The organism is Polynucleobacter parvulilacunae (assembly GCF_018881715.1).
In the GTDB taxonomy this organism is placed as follows: domain Bacteria; phylum Pseudomonadota; class Gammaproteobacteria; order Burkholderiales; family Burkholderiaceae; genus Polynucleobacter; species Polynucleobacter parvulilacunae.
In genome coordinates this window covers 68,583-91,382 of record NZ_JACVPW010000002.1, presented here as the reverse complement: position 1 = coordinate 91,382, position 22,800 = coordinate 68,583, and the positions used below count along the sequence as shown (strand labels likewise).

Sequence of the window (22,800 nt, the reverse complement as noted above, 5' to 3'; positions counted from 1 at the left end):
GTCTCACCGCCGCATATCCAGGGTAAATGGAAATTCCTTGCTGGCTGGGAGGTCAATATTGGCCTGAACTCCATCGATGGTTCCTGGGGTATGACCCATCCTAAAGAAGCGGGAAAGTCGACGGCTCTCAGCCTCATAGGCATTAATGGGGAAGTTGTCATAGTTTCGACCTCCAGGGTGGGCAACGTGATATTGACAGCCGCCAACAGAGCGTTTCATCCAAGTGTCAACCATGTCAAATATCAATGGCACATGAATGCCAATGCTTGGGTGCAGACTAGATGGAGGGTTCCAAGCCTTATAACGAACGCCCGCTACATATTCCCCGGCAACACCTGTTGGTTGGAGTGGTAAGGGTTCGCCGTTGCAGGTAATGGTGTAGCGGCTTTGGTTTAAGCCGGTGACACGCAATTCAACGCGCTCTAATGACGAGTCTACATAGCGGGCAGTTCCACCAGCGGCGCTTTCCTCTCCCATCACATGCCATGGCTCAAGCGCATTACGCAAGGTAAGTTCAGTGCCCATGACCTGTACCTGTCCGATGAGCGGGAAGCGGAATTCAAGGTGAGGTGCAAACCATTCAGACTTAAAGGCGTAACCATGCTTTTGCATCTCTTCAATAACATCATCAAAGTCCATCTTGATAAATGTCGGCAAGAGACAACGATCATGAAGCTCTGTTCCCCAGCGAGTCATTGGCGCGTCATAAGGCTTATCCCAGAAGCGAGCAATCAAGGCGCGAATGAGTAATTGTTGTACGATGCTCATGTGCGCATGTGGAGGCATTTCAAAAGCGCGTAATTCTAATAGGCCCAAGCGACCTGTTTGACTATCTGGTGAATACATCTTGTCGATACAGAATTCACTGCGATGCGTATTGCCGGTAACGTCAATCAATATATTACGTAGCGTTCTGTCAACTAGCCATGGCGGCATGCTTTGGCCAAACTTCTTACGATTCTCATGAATTTCTTTCAGCGCAATTTCTAATTCATAGATTTGATCATTACGTGCTTCATCTACCCTCGGCGCTTGACTTGTTGGGCCAATAAACATGCCGCTAAAGAGATAGCTTAAGCTCGGGTGGTTGTGCCAATACAAAATGAGACTGGCTAACAGTTCAGGCTTGCGTAAGAAAGGACTATCAATCGGTGTCGCACCACCCATCACAAAGTGATTACCTCCACCTGTGCCGGTATGGCGACCGTCTGCCATAAACTTCTCAGCAGAAAGTCGGGATTCAAAAGCGGCTTGATATAAGAATTCAGTATGCTCAACCAATTCTCCCCAGTTATGGGCTGGGTGAATATTGACTTCAATGACGCCTGGATCTGGCGTAACTTGCAATAGCTTTAAGCGTGGGTCACGTGGTGGGGTATATCCCTCCAGCACAATTTGAAACTGAAGTTCTTCTGCAGTAGCCTCAACTGCCTGTAATAAATTGAGATAGTCTTCAAGGCGAGCGAGTGGTGGCATAAAAACATACAGCACGCCTGATTTACCGCCATGCTCATTCTCAGCCTTAGGTCCATTGGAGCGCATCGGATCACGGGCTTCTACGCACATGGCTGTTCGGGTAACCCATGCAGCTGATTCTTGACGTTTTGGATTTCTTACCTCTTGCGATTGACTCCAAATCGTTTTGCCGGACCCTCTAAATTCGTTACGAGTTGGTTGTTGTTGATGAATAATTGACGCCTGACTGTTTAGCGGCGGTCTAGGAGCAAATGGATCTTGCTCAATGATGTAGGGGTAGTCCGCTTTACTAACCCAGGGCAGGGACTCTAGAGGGAGTCGATAACCCATAGGCGAATCGCCTGGTAACAAATAGAGGCGATCATCACGATATTCCCAAGGCCCAGTCTTCCAGGCGGTATCCAGGTAATTCTTGCCTTCATTCGCCTCAATTGGCAGTACATAACCCACCACAGAATCTAGTTTCTGCGTGAAGACCCGCTTTAAGCGAGTGCGCTCCATCTCATCATCTAGGTTAGATTTAAAGGGGTCAACGTTGACTGGTAGCTTAGATTCTCGCCAGAGGTAATAAAAAACATCCTCATAGGCGGGTTCAATAAATTTGTCCGCTAAGCCTAATTTTTTAGAGAGTGTGTAGACAAATTTTTCCGCATCTTTGCTGGTGTAGTTTGTAGGGTGGCGTTCATCGGCAAAGAGTTTGGAATTTTTCCAAATAGGCTGCCCATCAGCCCTCCAGTAGATTGACAATGCCCAACGAGGAAGTTGCTCTCCTGGATACCATTTGCCCTGACCAAAATGAAGGGAGCCGCCATCACCATATTCCTTGCGAAGTTTTTCTACTAAATCGGTTGCGTAACCCCGCTTAGTTGGTCCTAATGCATCTACATTCCATTCACGTTCATCGCGCCCATTAACGGATACAAAGGTGGGCTCACCACCCATGGTCAAGCGAACATCGCCCGTAACCAATTGCTCATCAACTTGATGGCCCAGATCGACAATTGCTTGCCACTGTTCTTCGGTATATGGTTTGGTTACTCGGGGTGCTTCATAAATGCGAGTGACTTCCATGGAGTGAGCGAATTGCACTTCACATTCGTCAACACCACCTTCAATCGGGGCTGCACCTGAAGGTTCGGGTGTGCAGGCGACAGGAATATGACCTTCGCCAGCAAATAGGCCGGAAGTCGGGTCCAAACCAATCCATCCCGCGCCTGGCAAATACACCTCACACCAGGCATGTAAGTCTGTGAAGTCCACTTCGGTTCCGCTTGGTCCATCTAACGCCTTGACATCTGGCTTCAGTTGAATGAGATAGCCCGAAACAAAGCGGGACGCGAGTCCGCAAAGACGCAAGAGATTCACCATTAACCAGGCAGAGTCACGACAAGAACCACTGCGAAGTTTTAACGTCTCTTCTGGTGTCTGTACTCCAGGCTCCATTCGAATGGTGTAGCTAATATCCTTGTGAACTTTTTGATTTAGCGCAACCAAAAAATCGATGGTACGCATCTTGCTGCGATCAACTGTTTTAAAGTATTTGTTGATTCCATCATTGCGCTTTTTACCTAAGTAAGGGCGCAACTCTTTCTTAAGATCTTGGCTGTAGGTAAAGGGGTAGTCTTCAGCATCTGGCTCTAAAAAGAAATCAAATGGGTTGTATACGGCCATCTCTGTAACCAGATCGACCGTTACTTTAAAGCGTGTCGTTGGCTCAGGAAAAACTAAACGAGCTTGATAGTTTGAAAACGGGTCTTGTTGCCAGTTAATGAAATGACCTTCAGGCTCAATCTTGAGAGAGTAAGAAAGGATATGGCTACGGCAATGCGGTGCCGGTCGCAGACGAATTACCTGTGGTCCCAGTTTTACTGGGCGGTCATATATGTATTCGGTGACGTGGTGTAGGGCGGCGTGTATAGACATGACTCAAAGTCTATAAGTTCACCACAAGGGTGCATTATTGCGGCGCACAAGATGGGTGCGTAAAAGCCAAGCATGCCCGGATTTGGGTAAAACCCGTCAGAAACAGGGCATTTAGCTACCAATCCTTATTTCAGGGGGAATAAGTTGTAGTTGTACCTCATTTGAAAGTTCTTATGCCTAAGCAAACTACCTTGACGATTAGTAGCAAAAATTACTCTTCATGGTCATTGCGCGGTTGGCTGATGCTGAAGCTTTCTGGCCTACCTTTTCAGGAAGTGCAGGTTCATCCGGATGATGTGGATAGCCGGGCAGAGCTCCTACTCTTGTCACCTTCCATTCTGGTTCCTCGTTTAGATCATGACGGCTGCAAAGTGTGGGATACCATGGCCATCGGCGAGTATCTGAATGAATTAAATCCTAAAGCCCATTTATTACCCAAGGATCCGGTAGCAAGAGCGCATTGTCGGTCTATCTGTGGCGAGATGCATTCCGGCTTCTCTGCCTTGCGCGCATCTTTGCCCATGAATGTCAAAGCAAAGTTTGAGTCATTCAAGGTGTGGTCAAAAGCGCAAATTGATATAAATCGCGTTCTAGTCATCTGGCAGGACTGCTTAACAACATACGGTGGACCTTTCTTATTTGGCAAGGAGCCCACATTAGCTGACGCCATGTTTGCGCCAGTGGTAACAAGATTCTTGACGTATCACGTAGAGCTTGACAAGGCGAGCAGGGATTACTGCGCGCACATCATGGCGATGCCTGAGATGAAGGAATGGGTGATGGGCGCCCTCGAAGAACCCGATGACATTGAAGAACTTGAAGTGGAGTTTTAAAAATGAACGCACCCGTAAAATTTAAAAGTGATACCGAGTTTTCTCATGTAAAACCTGCCGATACTCAGTTTTTACCAGGCGGCCTCAGGGATTTTTTTCTCTATAAAGATTTGGGTGTCGCCAAGGCAACCAAAGGTAAGGTCATTGCCCATCTCGTGAAGGCCAATAAACCCCCAGAGAATGGTACCGGCTGGCACTATCACGTAGCAGAGTTCCAGATTGTCATTATGACTAAAGGTTGGGCTAAGTTTATGTATGAAGATAAGGCTACCTTGGTTGAGGCGGGTGATGTTGTTCATCAAATGCCGGGCATCACCCATTTCCTCTTCGACTATTCACCCGACATGGAATATCTCGAGATAGTGGGCCCTGCGGACTTTGGCACTATCCCAGTTTCTGTTGCTCCAGCCGAGGTCCCAGGGGTAACTCCATGGAAGTAGTCAAAAACAATGCGCTGGCATCAGACTTTGCGGTCTTGTTTCAGCGGATTATGACAATTGCTGAGGAGCTCGATGGCATGAAGAGTTACTACCGTGAGCTTTTTCAAAAGATAGAGGCTGGCGAAGTTGCTTCAGACAACCAAGAGTTGCCCGACCTTCTCAAAACTTTTAATGTTGCTGGTTTCGTGAATTTATCCATCGTTGCAGCACGTGCAGCACAAACTGCAGCCATTATTGCCAATGATGTGTCTTTGAGTAGGGTATTTGACCCTGCGCTCAAAACTACCGAACGAGCATTGCGTCATATAGAAAGCGGTGCCCATAGATGATGTACAAAGCTTATCAAACCTTTGCTAATTTGCATAACCCCGTTCGTATGTTTGCAAAAGCATCAGAGCGCGTCTCTACTAATTGGTTTGGAAACTTTTCCCTAAACCCCATGCAGCGATTGGCTGCGCACTATGAGCAAATTTCTTTGCTTGGATTTACGCATACAAGACCTGATTTTAAAATTCAATCCATCATTGATTCGTTTGGGGTGGAGCACCCTGTTGCAGAGGAGCTCATTTACTCAACGCATTTTTGTAACTTGATTCGATTTTCAAAGCCCAATATTTCTGGTCAACCTAAGATTCTCTTAGTTGCTCCAATGTCAGGACACTTTGCTACTTTGTTAGCGGGAACCATTAAGACGCTTCTAACTGATCATGAAGTTTATGTAACCGATTGGTTGAACATTCGCGATATTCCATTAAGTTGTGGTGACTTTGACTTTGATGCTTATGTCGAGCACATCATTAACTTCTTGCAAGTGATTGGACCTCAAACCCACCTGATGGCGGTATGTCAGCCAACAGTAGCCTGCTTGGCAGCTACGGCCATCATGTCAGAAGACAAGAGTCCCTATGTACCGGCAAGCTTGACCTTGATGGCTGGGCCGATTGATGTCAGTCAAAGCCCAACAAAGGTCAATGAATTAGCCACCAGTAAACCCATGTGTTGGTTTGAAGAAAAGCTCATCGGCGTTATACCCAATCAGTTCAATGGCGCTGGTCGTAAAGTCTATCCAGGTTTCTTACAGCTCATGGCATTTATGAGTATGAATCCTGATCGCCACGCAGAGTCCTTCAGAAAGCTGTATGAGTATCGCGTTAATGGTGAGGATGATAAAGCGGATGTCATTCATGATTTTTACGAAGAGTATTTTGCAATCATGGATTTGTCGGGACCTTTCTATTTAGAAACCATTAAAAAAGTATTTATGGATCGCGATCTAGCTAATGGAACTTTGACATACCAAGGTAGATTGGTGAATCCAAAGCTGATTAAGAAAACATTTCTGCTCACGGTGGAAGGGGAGCGAGATGATATCTGTGGCATTGGACAAACTTTAGCGGCGCAAGATCTCTGTTCTGGCTTACCTGGATACAGGAAGTCGCATCATCTCCAAGCGGGTGTCGGCCATTACGGGGTATTTAATGGCAAGCGCTGGGAAAGCCAGATTTATCCAGTAGTTCGTAACCACATTCAGTCAGCACTTTAATCAGGGGGGAAATATGGTCGTCTATATCACTCGCAATATCGTTGCCAGAATGCGTCGTAATGATGGCACGGATAATGGTTGTAGACCTCTAAAGCCCGGAAAGTACGAAGCTAACAATACCAACGATGGGGCGCTAGAGATTCTTCAGGATGCTGATGAGCCCGTCTATCTATTGCCCTTTATCTGGTGGGACAACATGGAGTTAGGTGATATCTTGATTTCAGCTTAGGAGGCGACTCAGTTTTGTCGTTATTTACGCAATCAATAGCGCAGGGAGTCATTTAAAATAGCTAGCTCTAGGCATTGGGTAATGGAGCTTTATGCGCGTTAATTCAGAAGGGGTCTCAGCATCGCGGGTGTATTTACCCGCTGATCAAACTCATCCGAACTTGCTCCAATTCTTTATTGCGCAGTTCCCCCACATTCCAGGAGATGAGTGGGAGCAGCGTTTTACAGAGGGCCTTATCCTTGATCAAGACGGTCAGGCCTTGAGTGCAAAGAGTCCTTACCTGCCCAATACTCATCTGTTGTACTTCAGGCGTCTGGCCCGTGAGCCAGAGATTCCATTTGAAGAGCAGATTCTGTATCAGGATGAACATATCCTGGTAGCCGATAAACCTCATTTCTTGCCAGTAACACCAAGCGGGCTTTATCTCCATCAAACCTTGCTCAATCGACTCAAGAAAAAAACAGACATTCAAACACTCAGTCCCATTCATCGCATAGATCGAGATACCGCAGGTTTAGTGATCTTTTCAGTAAACCCCAATGAGCGCGCACAATATCAAAATCTCTTCAGAGATAGGATGGTGAAAAAAGTATATGAAGCTATTGCGCCATACTCTGAGGAGTTAGCTAAGCAGCTGCCAATGACTTATCTAAGCCGCATAGAAGAGTCTGAGCACTTCTTACAAATGCAAGAAGTTGCAGGAGAACCAAACTCAGATACCTTGATAGAGCTCATAGAAACAAAACAGCCGTGGGCTAAATACAGACTGACTCCAGGTAGCGGGAAGAAGCATCAACTGCGTTGTCATCTCAATGCCCTAAGCATCCCGATTAAGCACGACCAGATCTATCCCGTTCTTACGCCTTACCAAGAATATGACCTAGACTTCTCTAAGCCTTTACAGCTGCTGGCAAAGGAAGTTGCTTTTATTGATCCTTTGGATGGGGTAAAAAGAGTCTTCAATAGCCGTCAAGAACTAACGCTTTAGTTCTTTAGGCCCTTGAATTTATAGCTAAAAAATGCGGTTTGCACCAAATATAGGTATAAAAACTAGTAAAGTATTAGCCCTTAGGCTAACATGCAACCCATGTTGTCCAAACCTCGTTACCGCTGGCTATTAAATCGCTTAAGGCACCAGCCAGCCGGCTTGGAAGAGTGCAGTCCTGATCTAATTGTGGAGTATGCAAAAGCTACTGGTGCAAAAGTCCTTTACCGCTCCAACGAATATCCACGCTGTCCACAATTAAGTCGAGACTTTAACAAACTGGTTAAGCATAATTTAGCGGCACGCAAAAGATCGTTTCTTTATGATCTCAATGGATTTATGGTGAGTCCGCGCGCCACCTTTATATATCGCTTAACACCCGCGGCTGCAAACTCTCTGACTTGGGTTGATAGGGAGTGATGCTGATGAATGGAATAGATAGTCTCTTTGGTATCAAGCCAAAAATAGCAGTGCAGCTTGGGTTTGCCTTGTTATTTTTGATTTTGTTGATCGATATCCTCTCGCCTGATGATTACCGATTTGTTTTGCTCTACTTATTTCCTGCGGCAATCATTGCATTAAATGCCAAGTCAATGAAGGTTGTTATTGCAGCCCTGCTTATTGCAACCTTATTCGAAAATTATTTTCTCCTTAGGGAGGATTATTTTATCCTCTACCAAGCAAAGATAGAGGTGCTTAATTTGCTTGTACGTTTTCTGGCAACCTTATTAATCATTTGGCTTGCCAGGTCACTCAGGCGAAGTCAGTTGCGTGTAAATCTGTTGGCAAATACGGATTCATTAACAGGCTTATGGAATAGGCGCTGGGCACGAATTCTGATAGAGCAGGCCATTGCAAAACTTGAAGAGTCTCGAGAAATATTTTCTGTGGCGCTAATTGATGTAAATGACTTTAAGAAAGTAAATGATGTTCAAGGGCATTTGGTCGGTGATCAGGTTCTGACGAAAATTGCACACACCATGATGAGGTTTTCATCTACTGAGTCCACATTTTTTCGATTGGGTGGGGATGAGTTTCTAGTAGTTTCCCCAAAAACAAATGAAGCGCAGATGAAACAGTTGTGCGGTGATATTGTGACTACAGTGAATCAGGTAATGAAAGACTCGGGCTATCCGGTTACCTTAAGCATCGGCATGGCAACTTATATTGATGCTCCTAAGTCCGTATCAGAGATACTGCATCAAGTGGATCTAGAGATGTATCGCCATAAAACCGAACTGAGAAGTTCTCAGTAAACTTTTTTGTTGAGGTGCTTTTCGGGCTTAGCTTTTTAGTGCGCTGAAGCTTTGGGCCTGGGATCGGTGCCAATACAGCTCAAATACTCTGGGTAAGTTCAGGCTTGGATCAATATGCTCTGCATTGAGCAGCAGCCCAGCAGGCATCTCAGGCAGCAGGAAAGATAAAAGGCGGACTTCATGCTTGTTTATGCGTCGAATGATGTGAGGGGCATCAATCTCACCGGGATGATGTAATCCAGCGGCTTCCACCAGTTCTTTAAGAGTCTTAAGCGTTTCATTATGGAAGTTGTATACACGCTCAGCTTTATTGGGGACAACTAAGGCTTTCTGACGCAATGGATCCTGTGTGGTGACGCCTGTAGGACAGTTGCCTGTATTGCAAACCTGAGCTTGAATACAGCCAACAGAGAACATGAAGCCGCGAGCACTATTGCACCAATCGGCACCTAATGCAAAAGCCACAGCCATATCAAAAGCGCTAATAATTTTCCCTGCACAACCAATCTTGATTTGATCTCGTAAATTTGCGCCCATCAGGGTGTTATGAACTAGGCGAAGACCTTCTTGAAGTGGAGTCCCCACATGATTAGTGAACTCTACTGGTGATGCACCAGTGCCACCTTCAGAGCCATCCACCACGATAAAGTCGGGATGAATACCGGTCTCTAACATTGCTTTAACTATGCCAAACCATTCCCATGGGTGGCCTACGCAGAACTTAAAACCAACCGGCTTGCCGCCAGAAAGATCACGCAATTTTTTTACAAAGTGAATGAGTTCAAGCGGGGTAGAGAAGGCGCTATGAGAAGCGGGAGAGATACAAGCTTCACCTTCCTTAACACCACGTGCTGCGGCGATCTCGGCGGTTACCTTCGAGCCAGGCAGAATGCCGCCATGGCCAGGCTTAGCCCCTTGGCTTAGCTTGATCTCGATCATTTTGACCTGAGGATCTAAGGCATTCTCAGTATATTTTTCTGGATTAAAGCTGCCATCTGGATTGCGGCAACCAAAATAGCCAGAGCCAATTTCCCAGATGAGGTCGCCACCATGGACGCGATGGTATTGCGAGATCGAGCCTTCGCCAGTGTCATGGGCAAAGCCACCTTTTTTAGCGCCAAGATTTAATGCCATGATGGCATTTGCACTCAGTGAGCCAAAGCTCATTGCGGAGATATTAAAAATGCTGGCTGAATACTTTTGCTTGCAATCTTTACCGCCAATTTCTATTCGAAAATCATGACTAGACAAATGCGTAGGGGCAAATGATTGATTCATCCACTGGTAGCCAGGCGCCATTACATCTAGACTGGTGCCAAAGGGTATTTGGTCCGGAACTGCTTTGGCGCGTGAATATACTAAGGTGCGCTGCTCTTTTGAGAAAGGGGTCTCATCATTGTCACCCTCAATAAAGTATTGCCGAATTTCTGGGCGAATAAATTCCAGCATGAAGCGCAAATGGCCAATCACTGGGTAGTTTCTCAGAATGGCTACTTTGGTTTGGAGAAGATCGTAGATTCCCACTAGCGTTAAGAACCCAAACAACACGAAGAAGCGGAATGCTTGTTGATGAAGCTCTAAAGCCACAAAGCTGGTAGTTGCCCCCAAAATACAAAGCCCAAAGGGAATATATCTAATAGGGACGAGTTTATTAGGTGAGAAGGCCATAGTGAGCTTAAATGTGATGAATTTCAGTATACGTATTTAATACTAATTAAACATTTTGACCTAAATCAAGCGCTCTGATGATTCTCCGGCTTGGCAGGAGTATTCTCAAAGGGTAGTCAATATCAATAATAGGAAGAATATGTCATTAAATCATGCGGTAATCTGGATCGACCATAAAGAAGCTCACGTCATGTTTTTGAGTCAAGAGGCTAGCGAGGCTGAAGTGATTCGCAGCAAAACTACTCACGCTCATTTGCATCACAAAGCAAACGAAGTCGGCAGTGGCAAGCTAGCTTTAGATCATAAGTACCTGCATTCAGTGATTAATGCTGTGAATGAATCCAAAGAAATTTTGATCCTTGGCCCTGGCTCCGCAAAATTAGAACTCATTAAGCATGCCCACAAGCATGATGCAGCAATTGCGGAAAAGATTGTTGGCGTTGAAACTGTTGATCATCCTACTGATAAAGAAATTCTTGCCTATGCACGTAAGTTTTTCTATAAAGTAGATCAGATGCTGTAAATCTTGATTTCATAGGACGACACAAATGACTAAAGAAGTAAATAAAGAAGCTTTAGGCCCAGATGGGCTCCCAGGACATGATTACTTTCTGGATGCTGTAAATCATATTGATGAGGCTGTAGCAAACAATACGATTGCTGCTGGGGCTGCCAAGGGTTTGGTTTTTAGCTTGGTTGAAACTCTAGGTGCAATGGTTGGTGATCCTGATCTACCGAATCATTTGAAGTCTGGTTATATGGGGGCTTTGGATCTCGCGGTTGAGTTAGAGGCTAAGCTCGCTAAATTGCGTTAATCAAGTAGATTCTTTGTTTTACTATAAGGGTAACTTCGGTTGCCCTTATGCATTTAAAATGACGGTCAATTGTTATTTAACCGAAGTTCATGACCAATACCCCAAAGAAACGTTTAGCAGTAGCGCCCATGATGGAATGGACGGATCGTCATTGCCGTTCTTTTCATCGCACGCTCACTAAAGAAGCCGTTCTTTATACAGAGATGGTCACTTCTGGTGCCCTGATGCATGGTGACGTTCCGCGTAATCTAGATTATTCGCAAGATCAACATCCAGTAGTTTTGCAACTGGGTGGATCAGACCCTTCCGATTTAGCAAAGTCTGCCGAGCTAGCGCAGCAGTGGGGCTACGATGAGATCGATCTCAATTGTGGTTGTCCTTCTGAGCGCGTGCAACGTGGTGCCTTCGGTGCTTGTTTAATGGCTGAGCCTAACTTGGTGGCTGAGTGTGTCCGCTCAATGAGGAGTGCGGTAGATATTCCGATCTCGGTAAAGCATCGTTTAGGTTTGGACTCGATGGATGCTGCGAATTCTGAAACCGATTATCAATTTGCATTGAACTTTATTCTGGCAGTTGCTGATGCTGGCGCAAGTCAAGTGACTATTCATGCACGCAATGCGGTACTCAAAGGTTTATCTCCTAAAGAGAATCGTAGTAAGCCACCGTTGCGTTATGAAGTAGCTGCAAAACTGAGGCTGGATGCACAAAAGCAATTTCCAAATCTCAAAGTATTGCTAAATGGTGGCTTAGAAACCAATGAACAAATTTCCGGTCACTGGAATGACTTTGATGGTTTCATGGTTGGAAGAGCGGCATATCATTTCCCTGCATTGTTGCTCGGTTGGGATGACATGATTAATACCGATGGCGATGCTGCTGGATACCTTTTTAGTGAGACCGAGTGGCACCGCATTCAGATTGCGCTTGTTAAACAAGTGCATGCCTGGTTTGATGAATGCCAAGCTAAGGGTAAGCCTTTCTATATCGGTGCATTCACAAGACGCATTCTGGGTCTAGCGCATGGCAGGGCGGGATCACGGTATTGGCGTCAACGGCTCTCAGATCACCACGCTTTGGCCAAGGTTCAAAGTAAAGCTGCGATCACCGACTTTTTCATCGATGCGAGCTTATGCCTTGGGGATTGGGCGGCTTTTGAGTTCGAAAGTGCCTAAAAACAGGCATTGAAGGGCTGTTTTTGACAGGTTTTTGAGCAAAAAGCTATAATCTAGGTCTTCAGTGGCGGACGTAGCTCAGTTGGTAGAGTCCCAGATTGTGATTCTGGTTGTCGCGGGTTCGAGCCCCGTCGTTCGCCCCACAGTATTAAATCAAAAAGCCCCTAAATTGGGGCTTTTTGATTTTTGGTAATGATCGTTTATTTCTTATTGCGAGCTGATCTTGCGGACTCAGCAGCAAGATTGGACATCTTCACGGCTTCAGCGGCTGCTATCGCGGCTCGTTTAGTCGCCTCGGCTGCTTCGGCAGAAGCCAAGATAGATGACTCTTCAGCCTGATGAGCGACTGCGGCTGCGGCGGCAGCTGCTGCTGCAGAGGCAGCGGCAGCTGCCTCAATGGCAGCCTCAGCAGAGGCGGCAGCAGCATCAGCAGCAGCTTCGGCTGCATCCACTATTGCCTCAGATGCCGCTAACTTGGCTGCAGTGGCGCAATTCTTGGCTGAGAGAGAGGCCTTTTCAGCTGATATCGCAGCTCTTTTTGCTGCCTCCAATGCGCTTGAGGTAAGGTCTTTTAAGGTGCCTAAGGCTTCCGCATAGCGGGCATTAACCGTAATGTAGCCCTGACGTAAATTACTGACCTCTGTCCCAAGGCTAACGAGCTTCGCATAAATCTTTTCAATATCGTCTTTCATGGATCCTTAATGATGAAATTTCACTTTTATAGTCCGCTTATTTATGATTAATAGCAAGGTTTTTATAGGTTTTAGATCCATAATTAAGATATGAAAACAAAGCCATTAGGTGTGCCATTAACAACTACCCAAGAGGCTATTCAAGAAGAGTTGGAGAAGCGAGGATGGGCCTTATCCGCACTCTCTGAAGCAGCTGCCGCATTGGCGCGTGCTAATTCAACTGAACTACTAATTCAAGAGGTATGTGAAGCAATTGCATCCCAGGGCCCATACGTTCTTGCTTGGGTTGGTAGGGCAGAGGAAGATGCTTTTAAAACCGTGAAAGTGGTAGGTGCGGCTGGAGCAGCTGCGGGGTACATCAAAAATATTGTAGTGAGTTGGTCTGAAACCGAACAAACTGGACGCGGTCCTGCAGGCAGCTGTATTCGAAACAATAAAACAAGCGTAGTTGTAGATAGTGAAATGGATTCTGGATTCATTGCTTGGCGTGAAAGAGCCAGAGAGTTTGGTATTCGCTCTGCGGTGGGTTGCCCAATACCAGATGGCATCTCTGGAATGCCTTTCGGTGTATTGCTGGTCTATTCAAAAGTCCCGAATACGTTTGGCGCTTCTGAGGTGCAATTGTTTGAGAGTCTAGCAAAAGAAATTGGCTTTGGATTGCGATCTATTGAGCGTCAGCATAAGTTGGACGATCAAATTCATGAAAAAGAATTAACACAAGAGCGCTTATCAACAGCCTTGCGATCAACCATTGAGGCCATGTCTAAGACCATGGAGTGGCGAGATCCTTATACAGCCGGCCATCAAAAGAGGGTGGCTAGTATTTCGATGGCGATTGGTCGCCAATTGGGTTGGAGTAATGAGCGTATTCAGTCTATCTATATGGCTGCAATGGTCCACGACATTGGCAAGATGGCAGTGCCATCCGAAATTTTGACAAAGCCATCGCGATTAACTGATCTCGAGATGCAAATGGTCCAAGGTCACGTCGAGGCTGGCTATCAAATTCTCAAAGATATTCCTTTCCCATGGCCGATTGCTGAGATGGTGCATCAACATCACGAGCGCTTAGATGGCAGCGGTTATCCGAACGGGTTAAAGGGGGATGAGATTTGCGAAGAGGCTAGGGTGTTGGCGGTGGCTGACACCATTGAAGCGATGGCAACGCATAGACCTTATCGTCCAGCAAAAGGTTTGGCTGCTGCTTTGGATGAAATTCGAATAGAGGCTGGCACAAAGTTAGACACAAAAGTAGTTGATGCTGCTTTTAAACTCCTTAATGGTGAAAATGAGTTGCAAAAAATTATTGATACACAATAGGTATGGGAGCTAAGTTTTTTTCAATCAGCTTTTATGTGATGGCGGTGGTGGCGCAGGTAGGTGTTACCGCATACGCTCTCAACTTATTTTTTCGATCCAAACAGTATCGCCTGGCTAGCGGTCTATTAGCGCTTAGCTTTGGATTGATGATCGGCAGAAGAGTGGCTCCGATACTGCTTTTCTATACAAGCGGACATTACAACCTATTTGATGCTTTCCTGGCTCTATCTATTTCGCTGCTAATGTTTTTTGGTGTAGTACAGCTCAAAAAAATTATCACTGAATTGGAAATCAAGAATTTTATTTTGGACCGCAGCTCAAAAACAGATTCTTTAACCCAGGCGTTGAGCCGCTCTGAAACCTTTGCTAGGGCAGAATTAGAAATCGAAAGATCGCTACGCAGTCAAGAGCCTGTAGCATTTCTGATGCTAGATATTGATTTCTTTAAAAAAATTAATGATCAATATGGGCATCCACTTGGGGATGTTGTTCTAGTAAACCTGGTAAAGCATTGCCAAGAAGAATTGAGGGTGATTGATATCTTTGGCAGGGTTGGTGGAGAAGAGTTTTTTGTCATTTTGCCTGGGAACTCCATTGACCTGGCGCGTGAGGTGGCTGAACGCCTGCGCAAGAAGGTAACTTCTTTGCCTTGCGCCGTAGTAGATGGCAAAGAGGTATTTATCACTATTAGCATTGGAGTCGCGTGCTATAGCCCCCAAAGCCATGGTGAGACTAAGGCAGATATTGTTTTGAGAGCGTTTTACGCTAAAGCGGATGAGGCCATGTATCAGGCCAAGTCAAATGGCAGAAACCGAACAGAGCTTTGGGCTTAATAAACCAATAAAATCAAGAATATTCAAAAAATATACATTAATGCAAAAAAAGCGAAACATCATTCATGCAACCATTAATGCCCTTGATGGCGTTAAGGAGCTCATTAAGCAAAAGGCAGCTCGCAGAGAGTTATTTCTGGTCTTGATTGCTATTGGGTTTTTTTGCTATCGCCCGAATGTCTACACTGTCTTGATTGCAGTTTTATCTCTAGTCTTATTGGCAATTGAGGCATTGAATACTGCGATTGAGAAGACTTGTGATCTGATTACCTTAGAAGAGCATCCTGAAATCAAGAAGATCAAGGATTTAGGTGCGGCAGCAGTAATGATTATTGTATTGGCAATTGTTCTCATCTTCATTAGGTACTTATCACCATTCTTCTGATGAGTAACTTTTTAAGCGCCTTTCACATACACATCATTCCTAGAATGGATGTGGAGTCATCGGATGAAACATCTAATCACGCTGAACGTGAGAAGCTGATACTTCTGATTGCAAAAATTTGCAAAGATTTTCGTGGCACTGCTTCTGAAGAATTCCAGGGCACTTTGATTTATGGATTTGAGCAAGTCAGTTTTGCGGTCCAGGCGGCAATGGCCATTCAAATAGAGGCGGACGCCTTAAATGCAAAAAATCATTTAGCGCCCATAGGCTTGGCATCGATTGGGATTGTTTCTCTGATTAATCCATTTACTGGGCTCAAGGAAGAAGAGCGCTCGATCCAGTTGGCATCGTTCATGGCTGAGGCTGCTGGCCCTGGAGAGCTTTATCTATCTGAGGGCGCGCACGATTCCTTAAAGAACCCAGACTCACTTTTGTGTCGTTTTACAAGGCAGTTACTGAGAACGGGTGAGGATAGAGCCCTCAATGCCTATGAAGTCTTTTGGAGCCCAACAGAGGTTGATCCGGGAAGGCTCCATAAAGATCCCAATGCCATTGATTTGGAGCTTCAGCCGATACGCTCCTTTGGCTTGAAGTTGGCTGCAGGAATTTTTCTGCTGTTCTTTGGTGTGCTTCTACTTACTGTAGGTTGGGAAGCACTGTGGGTCTGGTTTATTGCATTGGTAAATCGCTAATGTTTATGCGCGATCGTCATTTCAGAATTACCGCAAGCTTGTTCATGTTTGCATTCGGCATTGGCGTCATGATTTACTTCGCCGAGGAATTGCTCAATCTTGGAGGACAGCTATATCTAGGGTGGGGTAGCTTCTTTATTATTTTCCTCATGTCGAAGGTAAAGTATTTCCGCAATCAACCTTGGCGTTCTTTATTTATTGTTCTGGCGCTATTCGTTAGCTGTCGATATATCGCCTGGCGGATCTACGACACCTTAACGTATACCGGTTTCTTTGATTTTATCGGCACCGCTCTGTTGTTCCTGGCGGAGCTATATGGATTCACCTTATTCCTGCTAGACATGTTTGTGAACTTCTCGCCAATGTCTAGTGAAATTATTCCCTTATCTGAGGATGAGTCTTCTTATCCATCAGTGGATATCTTTATTCCTACTTATGATGAGTCTGAAGCTATCGTTCGTATGACGGTGACGGCAGCAACTCAGATTCAATACCCCAAAGAAAAGCTCAATATTTATATTCTGGATGACGGCGGGACTCATGCCAAGCGTCGGAGTAAGGAGACGGGTCATCAGGCATGGAGGCGCCATTACAGCTTAAGAAGGCTTGCTAAAGAGCTCAGCGTGCATTACATCACGCGGGATACTAATCAAAAGGCTAAAGCAGGAAATATCAATCACGCTTTACAGCATAGCAATGGCGATCTCATTTTAATTTTGGATTGCGATCAAATACCGACAAAAGATATTTTGCACAATACAGTAGGGCAGTTTTTAAGCGATCCCAAAATGTTCTTGGTGCAAACCCCGCATTTCTTCATTAATGAAACTCCAGTCAATAACGTGATTACTGGTATTTCTAATCGCCCGGATGAGAGCGAGATGTTTTATCGCAAGATTCAGCCGGCTATGAATTTTTGGAATTCGACTTTTTTCTGTGGCTCTGCGGCAGTGTTGCGCCGTCAGTACCTGATGGAAGTAGGTGGTATTGCTATTAAGACGATTACGGAAGATTGTGAGACTTCACTTATTCTCCATGCGCATGGCTATAACAGTAGCTATATTAATAAGCCCATGGTCTGCGGTCTTTCCCCGGAGACTCCGTCTGACTATCTCACCCAGCATTCACGCTGGGCTAAGGGGATGCTCCAGATCTTGATGCATTACAACCCCTTGTTTATGCGTGGACTCAGCCTACCGCAACGTTTGGCTTATTTTTCTTCGTCATACTCTTGGCTTTTTGGATTTGCACGCTACATCTTTTTCTTGGCGCCATCAGCCTTCTTGATTTTGGGTCTTAATGTTTATTCGGCCAATTGGCATGAGATGGTAGATTTCACGGTTCCTTATGCGTTGAGTATTTTGGTAGTCATCTCATACTTCTTTGCTGGTTCACGTCAACTCTTCTTCTCGGAAATTTATGAAACTGTAAAAGGTTTCAGGATGATTCGAGAACTCATGCCGGTCCTCTTAAATCCCTGGAAGCAAAAGTTTCTGGTAACGCCAAAAGGCCTTACTTTAGAAAAAGAGCAGCTGAGCTGGGACGCTTTCCCGTTATTTATCCTAGTTACCATCAATGCTGTTTCTATTTTTATTGCGGCCCTTCGCTGGCATTACGAGCCGATTTGGCATGACAACATCGTCATTACTGCAATATGGTGTTGTATCAATATTTGGCTGGGCTTAATGTCTCTGGGCGCATTTTGGGAAAAGCGTCAAGTCAGAGCCTATTACCGAATTGGTGGTGGCGGAACGGTCACAGTTAATCGTGGCAATGGTTTGCCTGTTATCGAGGCAAATTTAGAGGATGTTTCGGTGAGTGGCATTGGGTTTGTTCTTCCATTGAATACGGACCTAAAAGTTGGCGAATCCATTGAATTGGCTGTGAATGATAGTTATGGGAATAACTATACATTTAGAGCAAAAGTAGTTCGTATGCAAAAAGAGGCTAATCATTATTTTTGCGGCACACAGTTTGTCGCAGAGCGAATTGGCAGTCCTGAGGCTATTGCCTTCGTTTATGGGGATAGTGGTCGTTGGCAGTGCATTTGGGATGCCAGTGCGGAACTCAAGCATTCAAAACTTCAGTTGTATTTGTTAACGAAGTTGGGTCTTCGTGCCGTTCGCGAGAACTCTGCTGGATATTTTGCTTACATCTCAAAGAGTATCGGCACATTTATTGTGATGCTGTTTAACCCCTATGTTTGGTTTTACGCAATCACTGGCTTAACGAATTGGATTATTTACCTATTTTATTTATTCGTTGTCTATACCATTGGCTTGGTCGATCATGAGCAGGCAAGAACCTTTCCTCGCTTACAGGCCGGGGAAAAGATGACAGTATATTTTCCTAAGTTGGATGCCACGCTAGAAGGATGGGTCTTTGATATCTCCCTTACCGGCATCGGTATCAAAGTTAATTTACCGTTCTTAATTAACGATAACGAATTAATCGAGGTTTCTGTACCCGGCGTATTAAAGGCACAGCAACGTATAGATTGCATAATTCGCCGCGTTATTAAAGAGGGTGACAAAGTCATTTTGGGCGCTGAATTTATTGTGGATAACAGCAATTTCTTCAGGATCGTGAGCTTCGTTTATGGTCAAGGATCGAAGATGGTATTTTCTTTAGCGATTCAGAATTTAAGACGCATTCTGGCTTATCTCTTTTTCACAGGCGAGCTAAAGGATGAGCGCAAGAACCTTGCCTCATCTAATAAGTCTCTAAGCAAGTAAATAAGTAAATAATTCATTTGAAAATAAAAGCCCTTCATCTCTGCTTAGGTCTTGCGTTGCTCTCTTCAGTTGAGATGGTGGAGCTTGCCTACGCTTCTGAAGCAACCCTCAGTAGGCAAGAGACTGCAGAGGCTAGAAGGACGCTAACTCAGGCTACTATTCTGCAAAAAAGTGGCAAGCCAGCTGAAGCAAATGCCTTTCTAAAAGAGAAGTTCCCCAATGGGCCGCCTGCAGGTGATTTGGCGGTTGGTTATTACAAGATTATTGCTAGCTTGCCGGGCGGCTGGAATGAGGCACGTTCGGGGTTAGAGGGCTTGGTTAAATCCGACCCAAAAAACTTGCAGTACACCTTAGCTTTAGATGTCTTATTGGGATCTAAGCGAGAGACTCGTGATCTTGCCATTCAGAATTTGGCTGGAACTTATAAAGTCCGCAAAGTGGATAAACAGCGAGTGCTTCAAGTATGGCGAGAAGTGCTCAATGCCCAAGAGCTTGGTCCCGAACTGATTCCACTTTATGAGCAGTATCTAAAGTTAGATCCCCATAATCAAGAAATTACCGGTCGTTGGATTCTTGAAAAGGATGCGCTTGAAGAGCGTAAACGTATTGCAAATGATCCTTTGCTCAGACGTCGTCAAGTTGGCCTAGATCTATTGGATAAGGGTGACATCGTTGGGGCGGAAGCGCCGCTGATGGATACCCTCAAAGCACGCCCAAAGGATTACTTGGCATTAGGTGGCATGGGCCTCATTCGGATGAGGCAGGGTAATTATGAAGAGGCTGTCGCTTACTATCAGAAAGCCCTAGCGCTCAACCCTGAAAATGCTGGTAAGTGGAAGAGTCTGATATCTACCAGTCAATATTGGCTGCAAATTCATCAGGCTGAGGATGCGAGAGATAAAAAGAACTATCCCTTGGCGATAGAAAAAATTCGTGCAGCTATCAACATGGAACCGCAGGGCGCTGAAGCCATTGCTGTGCTGGGAACCATCGAGGCTGAACGTGGAAATAGCAAAGAAGCAGAAAAGCAATTTCGAGAAGCTTTGAACATTGAGTCTGATAACGGTATTGCGCTGCGTGGGTTAGTTCAATTACTTATTAATTCTGGTAGGCGTGATGAGGCGCTAGCCTTAATTAATGCACAAGCACCTGCAAATAGTGCTGCTGGCAAAGGCTATGACTATTTACGCGTCAAGATTTTGAGTTCACAGGCTGATGACTTGGTAGGTAAAGGGCAGGCTGAAGCCGCGATTCCCTATGTACTGAGTGCATTAAAGCTAGAGCCATTAAATCCCTGGTTACGTTTTCAGTTGGCTGGAATTTATGAGGGCCTAGGCTCTGTCGATAAAGGTTTGGCTGTGATGAAAGAGGGCTTGAGGCTTTCCCCCAATGATCCTGAGATGGTTAATGCGAATGTTCTTTTTCTATTGAGTGCCGATAAAACTGAGGATGCCCTTAGTTTGATGCGGAGTGCTCTTGCAAAACCATCCTCTGACGCCACATCTCTCCGTTTAACCTATGCCAATGTGCTTAATCGTTTGCAGCGTGATGACGAGTTAAGCCCTGTACTACAACAGCTCTCCAAGTCTCAGTTGTCACCGAGTGATAAGTTGAAGTTTACGCAAATACGACTTGATTTTGATATTCGCCAGGCACTCAAGGTGGGTGATACTCAAAAAGCGATTATGCTGTTGCAGCAGGCTATCGCACTAGATAGGGATGAGATCTGGTTGCGTTTGGATTTGGCACGCTTATATGCCAAGTTACATCGCCCAAAAGAGGGCATTGCAATATTCGATGCCTTTCTGAAGACTCATCCCAATAGTGTTGAAGGTTTATACGCTTATGCCTTGTACTTATCTGGCCTCGAACAAAATCAACCCGCTCTAAAAGTATTGGAAAAAATTCCAGCAGCTGAGCGTACTCCTAAAATCATTCGCTTTCAAAGAGGTGTATGGGTTGATCTACAGCTGACTCAGGTAAACAGGCTAAATGCCCAAGGTGATAAACCGAAAGCAATCGCTCAACTCAGTGCGCTTGAAATCGACGTCTCCAATGATCCCGACCTTTCTTCCTTGGTTGCGCTGATGTGGGGAAAAATAGGCAAAGTAGAGCAAGCCAATGCGCTCTTTCAAAAGATAGAGCAAAGCACTCCAAATCTTTCGGTTGAATGGCATTTGCGTTATGCCAATTACCTCCTAAATAATGACCAGCCAGAGGCATTCCAAAGAGAGATGGCACTCGTCTCAGAGCAAAAGTTAAGTCCAGGCCAAAAACAAGATTATGCAGATCTTCAAGAGGCGGCAGAGCTTAGGGCTATTGGTCAATTCATTCGGGATGGCGATATTCAAGTGGCTAAACAAAAACTGCAGCCACTCATTTCTGTAACACCCAATAATTACAAGATGATGTATTTGGATAGCCAGATCCAAAGAAGAGAAGGTTACCTAGATAAAGCAATTGATATCGAGCAGCGTGCTCTCGTACAGTCCCCAGTACCGCTCTCTAGTTACCATAGCCTTTCTACACTCAAGCCAGTAGCAAGCTCTTCTGGAGTTTCTGTCTTTCAGATTGAGCAACCAATCTTGGAGCCCTCAGCTGTTCCTTCGGGAAGTGCATATCAATATAAGCAGATGGCCGACATGATTGACATGCGCACCAATTGGATAGACTCAGCGGTTGATTATTTATCCCTCAACGGTACCCCGGGACAATCGTATTACCGTGCTACAGAGATTCCGCTGGAGTGGAGAATGCCATTGCGTTCAGATGAAAGGGTGACTTTCAGGGCTGACCAGGTCAATATTAATGCGGGCACTATTGATGCCGGCAATGCTTATCAAGTAAGTACTTTTGGCACTATGGCTACCGTTTGTGGGGGCGGTACTGGCTCTGGAAAATGTCCGACTGGTTACTCCAATCAATCTGCTTCCGGCACCGCTCTGAACATCGGGTATGAGAAGCAAAACTTTAAGGCTGATATTGGCACCACTCCATTAGGCTTCCTCACTCAAAATTGGATTGGCGGAATAAAGCAGAAGCTAGATGCTGGTCCTGTTGGGATTTCATTAGAGTTGGCTCGTCGCCCAATGACAAGTACCTTGCTCTCATATGCAGGCACTCGCGATCCCGTTACTGGTTCAGTCTGGGGCGGTATGGTTGCCACTGGTGGAACGGTGGGTTTAAGTCTGGATCAAGGCGGAACCCTTGGTGGCTGGACCTACTATCGAGCACGTAGCCTCACTGGCACAAATGTCCAAAGCAATAGTGATAATCAATTTATGGCGGGTCTGAACTGGCGCATTATTAATGAAACAGATCGACAGCTCTCGAGCGGCCTCACAGGAATGCTCTGGGGCTTTAAAAGAAATGCTGGTGAGTTTACGTATGGGCAGGGTGGTTACTACAGTCCACAAAGCTATCGCTCTGTGACACTCCCTCTAAATTATTCTCAGCGTTTTGCTCGCTTCTCTTACGTAATCGGCGGCTCAGTATCAACCAATTGGTCTCGCACTGATGCTGCACCATACTTTCCGACAAATGCGCAATATCAGGCAGATTCCAATAATGCTACCTATACAGCAAGCTCAGGACCGGGCAGTGCTTATTCTGCATTGGCTGCTTGGGAGTATCAGGTCACACCATCAGTCTTTATTGGAAATCGCTTGAAGTTAGAGCGCTCACCGTACTACGCGCCAAATAGTTTTGTTTTCTATGTTCGTATTGCGCTGGATGGTACTGCGCCAAATCCTGTGCCATTGCAAACGCAGCCAGTAATACCGACATCTCGTTTTTAATGAGCT

Annotated in this window: 20 protein-coding genes and 1 tRNA gene; 18 read left to right on the top strand and 3 right to left on the bottom strand. The window is 45.4% G+C overall.

What is annotated here, in order from left to right:
• Positions 1-3: 3 nt before the first annotated feature.
• On the bottom strand, positions 4-3,399 hold the full coding sequence (locus ICN18_RS05775) for a transglutaminase family protein (protein WP_216189560.1): 3,396 nt from the start codon (positions 3,397-3,399) through the stop codon (positions 4-6).
• A gap of 173 nt (positions 3,400-3,572) precedes the next feature.
• Between ICN18_RS05775 and ICN18_RS05770 the strand changes: the two genes are divergently transcribed.
• The 8 genes from ICN18_RS05770 (at position 3,573) to ICN18_RS05735 (ending at position 8,685) form a co-directional block, all read left to right on the top strand.
• Complete coding sequence (locus ICN18_RS05770; RefSeq protein WP_216189559.1) at positions 3,573-4,232, top strand: glutathione S-transferase family protein; 660 nt, start codon at positions 3,573-3,575, stop codon at positions 4,230-4,232.
• A 2-nt stretch (positions 4,233-4,234) separates the two neighbouring features.
• Positions 4,235-4,672, top strand: coding sequence for a cupin domain-containing protein (locus ICN18_RS05765; protein ID WP_216189558.1), 438 nt, complete (start codon positions 4,235-4,237; stop codon positions 4,670-4,672).
• Positions 4,663-5,001 (top strand): hypothetical protein, encoded by a 339-nt coding sequence (locus ICN18_RS05760; RefSeq protein ID WP_216189557.1) that lies wholly within the window; start codon positions 4,663-4,665, stop codon positions 4,999-5,001. Before ICN18_RS05765 ends, ICN18_RS05760 begins: the two co-directional genes overlap by 10 nt.
• Positions 4,998-6,215, top strand: a complete 1,218-nt coding sequence (locus ICN18_RS05755) for a polyhydroxyalkanoate depolymerase (protein ID WP_216189556.1) — start codon at positions 4,998-5,000, stop codon at positions 6,213-6,215. The genes ICN18_RS05760 and ICN18_RS05755 overlap by 4 nt, the downstream gene beginning before the upstream one ends.
• 13 nt (positions 6,216-6,228) lie before the next feature.
• Positions 6,229-6,444 (top strand): hypothetical protein, encoded by a 216-nt coding sequence (locus ICN18_RS05750; RefSeq protein ID WP_216189555.1) that lies wholly within the window; start codon positions 6,229-6,231, stop codon positions 6,442-6,444.
• 91 nt (positions 6,445-6,535) lie between these two features.
• Positions 6,536-7,432 carry a pseudouridine synthase gene (locus ICN18_RS05745; RefSeq protein WP_216189553.1) on the top strand — a complete coding sequence of 299 codons (897 nt, stop codon included), beginning with the start codon at positions 6,536-6,538 and terminating at the stop codon, positions 7,430-7,432.
• A gap of 99 nt (positions 7,433-7,531) precedes the next feature.
• Positions 7,532-7,849, top strand: a complete 318-nt coding sequence (locus ICN18_RS05740) for a hypothetical protein (protein ID WP_216189552.1) — start codon at positions 7,532-7,534, stop codon at positions 7,847-7,849.
• A 5-nt stretch (positions 7,850-7,854) separates the two neighbouring features.
• Positions 7,855-8,685: a GGDEF domain-containing protein gene (locus ICN18_RS05735; protein WP_216189551.1), complete on the top strand. Its 831-nt coding sequence runs from the start codon at positions 7,855-7,857 to the stop codon at positions 8,683-8,685.
• A 27-nt stretch (positions 8,686-8,712) separates the two neighbouring features.
• On the opposite strand, the gene ICN18_RS05730 is transcribed toward ICN18_RS05735, so the two are convergent.
• Entirely contained in the window at positions 8,713-10,353 is a 1,641-nt protein-coding gene (locus tag ICN18_RS05730; RefSeq protein ID WP_216189550.1) for an FMN-binding glutamate synthase family protein, read from the bottom strand.
• 139 nt (positions 10,354-10,492) lie between these two features.
• Between ICN18_RS05730 and ICN18_RS05725 the strand changes: the two genes are divergently transcribed.
• The 4 genes from ICN18_RS05725 (at position 10,493) to ICN18_RS05710 (ending at position 12,483) form a co-directional block, all read left to right on the top strand.
• On the top strand, positions 10,493-10,876 hold the full coding sequence (locus ICN18_RS05725; protein ID WP_216189549.1) for a translational machinery protein: 384 nt from the start codon (positions 10,493-10,495) through the stop codon (positions 10,874-10,876).
• A gap of 25 nt (positions 10,877-10,901) precedes the next feature.
• On the top strand, positions 10,902-11,168 hold the full coding sequence (locus ICN18_RS05720; RefSeq protein WP_216189548.1) for a hypothetical protein: 267 nt from the start codon (positions 10,902-10,904) through the stop codon (positions 11,166-11,168).
• Between the two features lie 89 nt (positions 11,169-11,257).
• On the top strand, positions 11,258-12,340 hold the full coding sequence (gene dusA, locus ICN18_RS05715) for a tRNA dihydrouridine(20/20a) synthase DusA (protein WP_216189547.1): 1,083 nt from the start codon (positions 11,258-11,260) through the stop codon (positions 12,338-12,340).
• A 67-nt stretch (positions 12,341-12,407) separates the two neighbouring features.
• A tRNA-His gene (locus tag ICN18_RS05710) sits at positions 12,408-12,483 on the top strand.
• 57 nt (positions 12,484-12,540) lie between these two features.
• Here ICN18_RS05710 and ICN18_RS05705 read toward each other — a convergent pair.
• Positions 12,541-13,032 (bottom strand): hypothetical protein, encoded by a 492-nt coding sequence (locus tag ICN18_RS05705; RefSeq protein WP_216189546.1) that lies wholly within the window; start codon positions 13,030-13,032, stop codon positions 12,541-12,543.
• A 90-nt stretch (positions 13,033-13,122) separates the two neighbouring features.
• Between ICN18_RS05705 and ICN18_RS05700 the strand changes: the two genes are divergently transcribed.
• The 6 genes from ICN18_RS05700 to ICN18_RS05675 are packed head-to-tail and all read left to right on the top strand — an operon-like array spanning position 13,123 to position 22,794.
• Entirely contained in the window at positions 13,123-14,352 is a 1,230-nt protein-coding gene (locus tag ICN18_RS05700) for an HD domain-containing phosphohydrolase (RefSeq protein ID WP_255532112.1), read from the top strand.
• A gap of 2 nt (positions 14,353-14,354) precedes the next feature.
• Positions 14,355-15,185: a GGDEF domain-containing protein gene (locus tag ICN18_RS05695; protein ID WP_216189545.1), complete on the top strand. Its 831-nt coding sequence runs from the start codon at positions 14,355-14,357 to the stop codon at positions 15,183-15,185.
• A 40-nt stretch (positions 15,186-15,225) separates the two neighbouring features.
• The gene (locus ICN18_RS05690) at positions 15,226-15,570 is read left to right on the top strand and encodes a diacylglycerol kinase (protein ID WP_216189544.1); all 345 of its coding nucleotides are present in this window, start codon (positions 15,226-15,228) and stop codon (positions 15,568-15,570) included.
• Positions 15,570-16,262, top strand: coding sequence for a hypothetical protein (locus ICN18_RS05685; protein WP_216189543.1), 693 nt, complete (start codon positions 15,570-15,572; stop codon positions 16,260-16,262). Before ICN18_RS05690 ends, ICN18_RS05685 begins: the two co-directional genes overlap by 1 nt.
• A gap of 5 nt (positions 16,263-16,267) precedes the next feature.
• Positions 16,268-18,997, top strand: coding sequence for a glycosyltransferase family 2 protein (locus ICN18_RS05680; protein ID WP_216189542.1), 2,730 nt, complete (start codon positions 16,268-16,270; stop codon positions 18,995-18,997).
• Between the two features lie 17 nt (positions 18,998-19,014).
• Positions 19,015-22,794, top strand: a complete 3,780-nt coding sequence (locus ICN18_RS05675) for a cellulose synthase subunit BcsC-related outer membrane protein (protein ID WP_216189541.1) — start codon at positions 19,015-19,017, stop codon at positions 22,792-22,794.
• Positions 22,795-22,800 lie beyond the last annotated feature (6 nt).

Bases quoted from the DNA above. Each gene is read 5' to 3' on its own strand.
- ICN18_RS05775 (WP_216189560.1), bottom strand. From the start codon at position 3,399: ATGTCTATACACGCCGCCCTACACCACGTCACCGAATACATATATGAC.
- ICN18_RS05770 (WP_216189559.1), top strand. From the start codon at position 3,573: ATGCCTAAGCAAACTACCTTGACGATTAGTAGCAAAAATTACTCTTCA.
- ICN18_RS05765 (WP_216189558.1), top strand. From the start codon at position 4,235: ATGAACGCACCCGTAAAATTTAAAAGTGATACCGAGTTTTCTCATGTA.
- ICN18_RS05760 (WP_216189557.1), top strand. From the start codon at position 4,663: ATGGAAGTAGTCAAAAACAATGCGCTGGCATCAGACTTTGCGGTCTTG.
- ICN18_RS05755 (WP_216189556.1), top strand. From the start codon at position 4,998: ATGATGTACAAAGCTTATCAAACCTTTGCTAATTTGCATAACCCCGTT.
- ICN18_RS05750 (WP_216189555.1), top strand. From the start codon at position 6,229: ATGGTCGTCTATATCACTCGCAATATCGTTGCCAGAATGCGTCGTAAT.
- ICN18_RS05745 (WP_216189553.1), top strand. From the start codon at position 6,536: ATGCGCGTTAATTCAGAAGGGGTCTCAGCATCGCGGGTGTATTTACCC.
- ICN18_RS05740 (WP_216189552.1), top strand. From the start codon at position 7,532: ATGTTGTCCAAACCTCGTTACCGCTGGCTATTAAATCGCTTAAGGCAC.
- ICN18_RS05735 (WP_216189551.1), top strand. From the start codon at position 7,855: ATGAATGGAATAGATAGTCTCTTTGGTATCAAGCCAAAAATAGCAGTG.
- ICN18_RS05730 (WP_216189550.1), bottom strand. From the start codon at position 10,353: ATGGCCTTCTCACCTAATAAACTCGTCCCTATTAGATATATTCCCTTT.
- ICN18_RS05725 (WP_216189549.1), top strand. From the start codon at position 10,493: ATGTCATTAAATCATGCGGTAATCTGGATCGACCATAAAGAAGCTCAC.
- ICN18_RS05720 (WP_216189548.1), top strand. From the start codon at position 10,902: ATGACTAAAGAAGTAAATAAAGAAGCTTTAGGCCCAGATGGGCTCCCA.
- dusA (WP_216189547.1), top strand. From the start codon at position 11,258: ATGACCAATACCCCAAAGAAACGTTTAGCAGTAGCGCCCATGATGGAA.
- ICN18_RS05705 (WP_216189546.1), bottom strand. From the start codon at position 13,032: ATGAAAGACGATATTGAAAAGATTTATGCGAAGCTCGTTAGCCTTGGG.
- ICN18_RS05700 (WP_255532112.1), top strand. From the start codon at position 13,123: ATGAAAACAAAGCCATTAGGTGTGCCATTAACAACTACCCAAGAGGCT.
- ICN18_RS05695 (WP_216189545.1), top strand. From the start codon at position 14,355: ATGGGAGCTAAGTTTTTTTCAATCAGCTTTTATGTGATGGCGGTGGTG.
- ICN18_RS05690 (WP_216189544.1), top strand. From the start codon at position 15,226: ATGCAAAAAAAGCGAAACATCATTCATGCAACCATTAATGCCCTTGAT.
- ICN18_RS05685 (WP_216189543.1), top strand. From the start codon at position 15,570: ATGAGTAACTTTTTAAGCGCCTTTCACATACACATCATTCCTAGAATG.
- ICN18_RS05680 (WP_216189542.1), top strand. From the start codon at position 16,268: ATGCGCGATCGTCATTTCAGAATTACCGCAAGCTTGTTCATGTTTGCA.